This window comes from Komagataeibacter kakiaceti JCM 25156 (assembly GCF_000613305.1).
In genome coordinates this window covers 1-6,029 of sequence record NZ_BAIO01000121.1, presented here as the reverse complement: position 1 = coordinate 6,029, position 6,029 = coordinate 1, and the positions used below count along the sequence as shown (strand labels likewise).

The window sequence follows — 6,029 nt, the reverse complement described above, 5'->3', positions numbered from 1 at the left end:
GGTGGCCGGTGGACGGGCTGGCCATCCTTCAGCAGGCCGCCAATGCTGTGAATCCGGCTTATTTCCAGAATTTCCGCCGTTGTCAGGTCCGGCAGGATGCCCGGCAGGCGTGCGGCCAGCATGGATTTGCCAGCACCGGGCGGGCCGACCATCAAAAGCGAATGGCGCCCGGCCGCCGCGATTTCCAGTGCGCGGCGGCCGGTCTCCATGCCGCGAATATCCGCCAGGTCGGGCAGGGCGGTCAGGTCGGGCGCGATGCGGGGCGGGAGTTCAACCGGCTCGATCACCTGCTGGCCACGGAAATGGTTCAGGAGCGCGGGCAGGGAACGGATGGCGAGGATGTCCATATCCTCACTGGCCCAGCGGGCCTCGATACCCTGATCCGCCGGGCAGATCAGCCCCAGCGACTGGGCCGCCGCCGTTATGGCCGCGGGCAGCACGCCACAGACCGGGTTGACGCCGCCATCAAGCGACAGTTCACCCAGCGCCGCGTAACGCTGCGCCAGATCGCCCGGCAACAGGCCCATGACCATGAGCAGCGCCAGGGCGATGGGAAGGTCAAAATGCGAGCCTTCCTTCATGAGGTTGGCGGGCACCAGATTGACCACGATGCGCTTGGCGGGTAGCGCCAGACCCATGGCGGACAGGGCCGCGCGCACGCGCTCACGCGATTCATTGACGGCCTTGTCCGGTAGCCCGACGATCAGGAATGACGGAAGGCCCACGGCAAGCTGGACCTCGATTTTGACAGGAACGGCTTCAATGCCGGAAAAGGCAAAACCGGAGATGGATGCAAGCGCCGTATCAGTCATGATGCGATGATGCCGGATACGGACGGGTTTGGCCATGATGGCGCATGGGCATGATTTACGCGCCAGCCGCGTGGATTGCGGCGGCCATGGCCATGCGGCTCCTAATTTGTTGGCATAATATTTCTTATAAAACTTTTGGCGGTGCGGGAAAGGGGACGCATGACCTCTGCTTCAGTCCACCCGCCCGTCCCATCCGTTGTGCGGAAATCTGCACAACGGCCGTGGCCGGGGCGTCCTTTCAGGCATGTGGCGCATTGGCCACATGCCTGCGCCACCTGTGACATGTCACTTACGGATTTTCCGTAAGGACCGTTCAGGCATCGGCCCGCCGGTGATCCGCCCTGCGGTCATGCGTCCCGAACAACGCCCTATACGTCATGCACCATGTCGAGATCGGCAAAGCGCGTGAACTCGCCTTCGAAGAACAGATTCACCGTCCCTGTCGGCCCGTGGCGCTGTTTTTCCAGAATCAGTTCCGCGCGGTTATGCGCCAGATCCATCTTGCGCTGCCATTCTTCCATAGCGGTCTGGTATTTATCCACTGAATCGTAGGATGTTTCCTTGGGCTGGCGCTGCTGGAGGTAGTACTGGTCGCGATAGACGAACATGACCGCATCCGCGTCCTGCTCGATCGAGCCGGATTCACGCAGGTCCGACAGCATGGGCCGCTTGTCTTCCCTGCTCTCGACCTGGCGCGATAGCTGGGATAGCGCGATGACCGGAACCGAAAGTTCCTTGGCCAGCGCCTTGAGGCCCTGCGTGATCATGGAAATTTCCAGCACGCGGTTTTCCGCCCGGCTCCCTACCGATGGCCGCATGAGCTGGAGGTAATCGACCACCACAAGGCTCAGCCCCTTCGTGCGCGCCAGCCTGCGGCAGCGCGTGCGCATGGCCGAGAGCGAGATGGCCGGTGTATCGTCGATATGCAGCGGCAGTTGCGCCAGTTCCCGGCTGACCTGCACGAAGCGGTCGAATTCCTTCTGGCCCAGATCGCCACGGCGAATTTTCTCCCCCGATACGCTGGCCTGCTCGGACAGGATACGGGTGGCCAGCTGCTCGGCAGACATTTCAAGCGAGAAAATGGCGACCGAACCCTTGGGCTTGTTATCCTCCGGTGCCTCGCGGGCTTCCTGCATCAGGGCGCGCGCGGCGGAAAAGGCGATCTTGGTGGCCAGCGCCGTCTTGCCCATGGCCGGACGCCCCGCCAGGATCAGCAGATCCGATGGATGCAGCCCGCCGGTTTTCTTGTCCAGATCGCGCAGCCCGGTGGTCAGGCCCACCACATCGCCCGTGCGGGTAAAGGCTGATGGGCAATGTCCAGCGCTTCGGCCAGCGCGCGGTCAAAGGACAGGAAGCCCCCGTCCTGCCCCTTCTCCGTCGCCAGGCGGAACAGGGCTTCCTCGCTCGCGGCGATCTGGTCGGGACCGTCAAGGTCGGGACGCGCGCCAAAGGCGTTGTTGACCACATCCTGCCCGATATCGATCAACTGCCGCCGGATCCACGCATCATGGATCACCCGGCCGTAATCGGCCGCGTTGATGATGCCGACCATGGAGGTCAGCAGCCGGGCCAGGTAGCTGGTGCCCCCCACCGCGTCCAGCACGCCGGTATTTTCGAATTCGGCCCGCAATGTCACCGGGTCAGCCAGTTGCCCGGCCTCGATACGGCGGGAAATGGCGTCATAGATGCGGCCATTGGTTTCATCGGCGAAATGCGCGCCGGTCAGGAAGTCCGATACGCGGTCATAGGCGCGGTTATTGGTCAGCAGCGCGCCCAGCAGCGCCTGCTCGGCCTGCACGTTGGCGGGCGGCATGCGCTGCGATACGCCGAGGAGCGAGTCCTTCTGCGAGGACTCTGCGGGGGGATTCTGGATCGTGTTCACACCCCCCTTCTACCGATCCCCCGCGCGACCGGAAGGGGGATGTGTCGTGCCGATGCCCTCAGGTGCTGCGCGCGCGTACCAGTCCTTCCGCGCGGTGGATGATGGCCATGGCCTTTTCCTGCACCGTGTCGATGTTGTAGCGCTTCAGTATGTCACTGCGCGCCCTGTGGCCGATATGGGCGCAGAGTTCGGGGCGGGCGTACAGGTACAGGATCCGGTCGGCCAGCGCCTCGGGCGTTACGGTGCGCAGGAGAAAGCCGTTTTCCCCATCGCGGATGATGTCGGGAATGGCCCCCACGGGTGTCGCGATGACCGGCAGCCCGGTCTGCATGGCTTCATGCACGGCGATGCACAGCCCCTCGAACCGCGAGGACTGCACATACACATGCAGCTTCCGGCAGAACGCCAGCGGGTCGCGCTGGAAACCTTCGAAATGCACGTCGGCCCCCTGCTCTTCCGCCAGCTTCCGCAAGGGGTGCATGAGCGATCCGCTACCGCAGATGGACAGGCGGATTCGCGCCTCGGGCATCCGTTGCCGGATCACGCCCATCGCGCGGATGGCCAGTTCCATGTTCTTCGCCGGTTCCAGCCGGCCCAGCGTGCCGATCTCGAACACCGTATCCGTCTGTCCCGCCCACGGCGTGGCGGCGGGACTGTCGGCGCTGGCCACGAATAACGGCCAGGTCAGGATCCGGTCGGGCGCAATGCCAAGCTGGCGTTGCGTCACGCGGGCCACGAAATCGGAATCGGCTATCCAGAACGCGCTCAGGTTGCGTGTCTGGCGCAGCAGGAAGCGGTTGGCGGGTTTGAGGAACTCGTTATGCTGCCAGCTTACGACCGGAATGCGCAGCAGCGTGCCGATCACCTGCCCCAGCAGGGTTGCGCGCGTAAGCGATGTCCACAGCAGGTCCGGCCGGTTGGCGCGCACGTAGCGCAGGAGCTGCCCCAGCGTGGCGAAGCGGTCGGGATCACGGTCATCAAGGATATGATAATCGATTCCGGCGGCTTCCAGCCAGGCGATGGCGTTGCCCGCCCTGCGCGCCAGCGCCACGACCCGGACATCGTGGCCACGGGCGCGCAATATCCCGATTATGGCTGGCAGCGGCCGCTCGGCCCCGCCCCCGTTCAGGCTGTTGATGAGATAGAGGATACGCATACATTACCAACGACAGGAACGGCGGGGACTTCCCCTACCGTCGTTTTCAGAACCGGCACACTGGATAGGCAACGGTGGTAACGGTTCATAGGGCAGTTTTGTGTATTAGAAAACCGAATAGCGCCCATACATCCGGCGGCCTCCCTTTATTCGGCCCAGCCCCGAGGCAGGCTTGCGGCAGGGACGCGCCATTCACGGGTTGTGCCGGTGTATGTTTGTGATTACGCGTCAGGAAATACCTTCCATGGAAACTGGTCATGACCGCAATCAATAATACGACCCTGCACCATCTGTCCCCCAATATTGTGGTGCCTGCCTATGAACGCGGCAAGGTGACGCCGGGCATCGCCCATATCAGCGTGGGCAATTTCCATCGCGCCCACCAGGCGGTGTACATGGATCGCGTGCTGGCGCGCCCCGGCCAGTCGGGCTGGGGGCTGCTGGGTATCGGCCTTATGGAAAACGAGGCCGAAGCCACGAAAGCCCGGGACATGGCGGCGCAGGACTGCCTGTATTCCCTGACCGAATGCGCGCCCGACGCCCCCAACGTGGTGCGCGTGATCGGCTCGATCACCGAATATATGTACGCCCCGGCCGATCGCGCCGCCACCATTGCGCGCCTGGCCGACCCGGCCATCCGCATTGTCAGCATGACCGTGACCGAAGGCGGCTATTATGTTGATGAAAACGGCGTTTCCCCCTCGATCATCCCGTCATTGCCGCGGATCTCAAGCGCGACGTGCCGCACACCGTGTTCGGCCTTGTGACCGAGGCCCTGCGCCAGCGGCGCGAAAGTGGCGCTGGTCCCTTCACGATCCTGTCGTGTGACAACCTGCCCCAGAACGGCCATGTGGCGCGCACCGCCTTCCTGGGCTGGGCGCGCGCGCGTGACGCCGGTCTTGCGCGGTGGATCGAGGAAAACGTCACCTTCCCCTGCACCATGGTTGACCGCATCACCCCCGCCGTCCACCCTGACGATGTCCGCCGCCTGGACGCGGAAAGCGGGCTGGATGACCGTATTCCCGTCTTCTGCGAGGATTTCATCCAGTGGGTGGTGGAAGACAAATTCTGCGCCGGTCGCCCGGAACTGGACGCCGTGGGCGTGCAGGTTACCGACAACGTCCAGCCGTACGAGGAGGTGAAGCTGCACATGCTCAACGCCTCCCACTCCCTGCTGGGCCTGTCGGGCGTGCTGTCGGGGTATCGTATTGTCAGCGAGATCATGGCGGATCTGCATGAGGTCACGCTGGTGGAGCAGTATCTTGGCCATGACGCGGAGCCGCTGCTGGTGGCCCCGCCGGGCATGGCGCTGGCGGAATATGGCAGGCGCGTGCTGCATCGCTTCCGTAACCGGGCCATCAGCGACCAGTTGCTGCGTATCGCGTCCGACAGCACATCCAAGCTGCCCATGTTCATCAAGAGCACGGCCATGGGCGTGCTGGCGCATGACCGCAACCCGGTGCGCATTGCCTTTGTCGTGGCCTGTTATGCCGAATATCTGCGCGGGCGTGATGACAACGGGCAGCCCTACACCATTGTCGAACCCCACCTGACGGATGAAGACCGCACGCATGCGGCCTCCCCCCGTCTGGAAGACGCGCTGGAAATGAGCGCCTTCGCCGGGTGGGATCTGCAGGCCAGCCCCGGATTTGTCGCAACCTATGTCCGCCTGCGCCAGTCCATTCGCGACAGGGGCACGCGCGCGACGCTGGCGCAGGTCATAGCTGGCCCGTAACGTACCCGCAAAGACATGATTCAGGCCTGCCGGGCGGTGATTTACACACTTTATTCATAAAGCTGGGGTTGACCTGAGGGCATCTCGCACGTTCATTCATAGATGAATGTTCGGACTGTATTGCTGTAATCAGGAAAACTTATGAATAGCCTCATACGCTCGGCACCCCTTCTGGCCGCCGCCATAGCTGTCTGCGCCCTGTCAGGTATTTACCTGCTGGGTGGCGGGCTGTGGCTGTGTCTGATTGGCGGATCCTTCTACTACGTGGTGGCGGGTTTCCTGCTGCTGGTCACGGCATTCCTGCTGGCGCGGCGGCAGGCGGCGGCGCTGACGGTTTACGCGGCGCTGCTGCTTGGCACGATGGTCTGGGCCGTGCATGAGGTCGGTCTGGATTTCTGGGCGCTGGCGCCGCGTGGCGATATTCTCGTGCCCATCGGCGTCGTG

Annotated in this window: 2 protein-coding genes and 3 pseudogenes; 2 read left to right on the top strand and 3 right to left on the bottom strand. The window is 63.6% G+C overall.

Annotated elements, in window-relative coordinates:
- From JCM25156_RS08435 to JCM25156_RS22770, 3 genes and pseudogenes are all read right to left on the bottom strand, one after another.
- The coding region (locus tag JCM25156_RS08435) for a magnesium chelatase domain-containing protein (protein WP_025812760.1) at positions 1 to 812 on the bottom strand (812 nt) is incomplete at its 3' end.
- Positions 813 to 1,180: 368 nt separating this feature from the next.
- A pseudogene (locus JCM25156_RS22775) lies at positions 1,181 to 2,694 on the bottom strand (replicative DNA helicase).
- 58 nt (positions 2,695 to 2,752) lie between these two features.
- A complete protein-coding gene (locus JCM25156_RS22770) occupies positions 2,753 to 3,850 on the bottom strand; it encodes a glycosyltransferase (RefSeq protein ID WP_034959030.1) in 1,098 nt (365 codons plus the stop codon).
- Between the two features lie 257 nt (positions 3,851 to 4,107).
- Here JCM25156_RS22770 and JCM25156_RS22765 point away from each other — a divergent pair.
- Positions 4,108 to 5,585, top strand: a pseudogene (locus JCM25156_RS22765) (mannitol dehydrogenase family protein).
- A 141-nt stretch (positions 5,586 to 5,726) separates the two neighbouring features.
- A pseudogene (locus JCM25156_RS22760) lies at positions 5,727 to 6,029 on the top strand (membrane-bound PQQ-dependent dehydrogenase, glucose/quinate/shikimate family); the annotation flags it as partial.

Excerpts from the sequence above, each read along its gene's own strand:
- JCM25156_RS22770 (WP_034959030.1), bottom strand. The coding sequence starts at position 3,850 with ATGCGTATCCTCTATCTCATCAACAGCCTGAACGGGGGCGGGGCCGAG.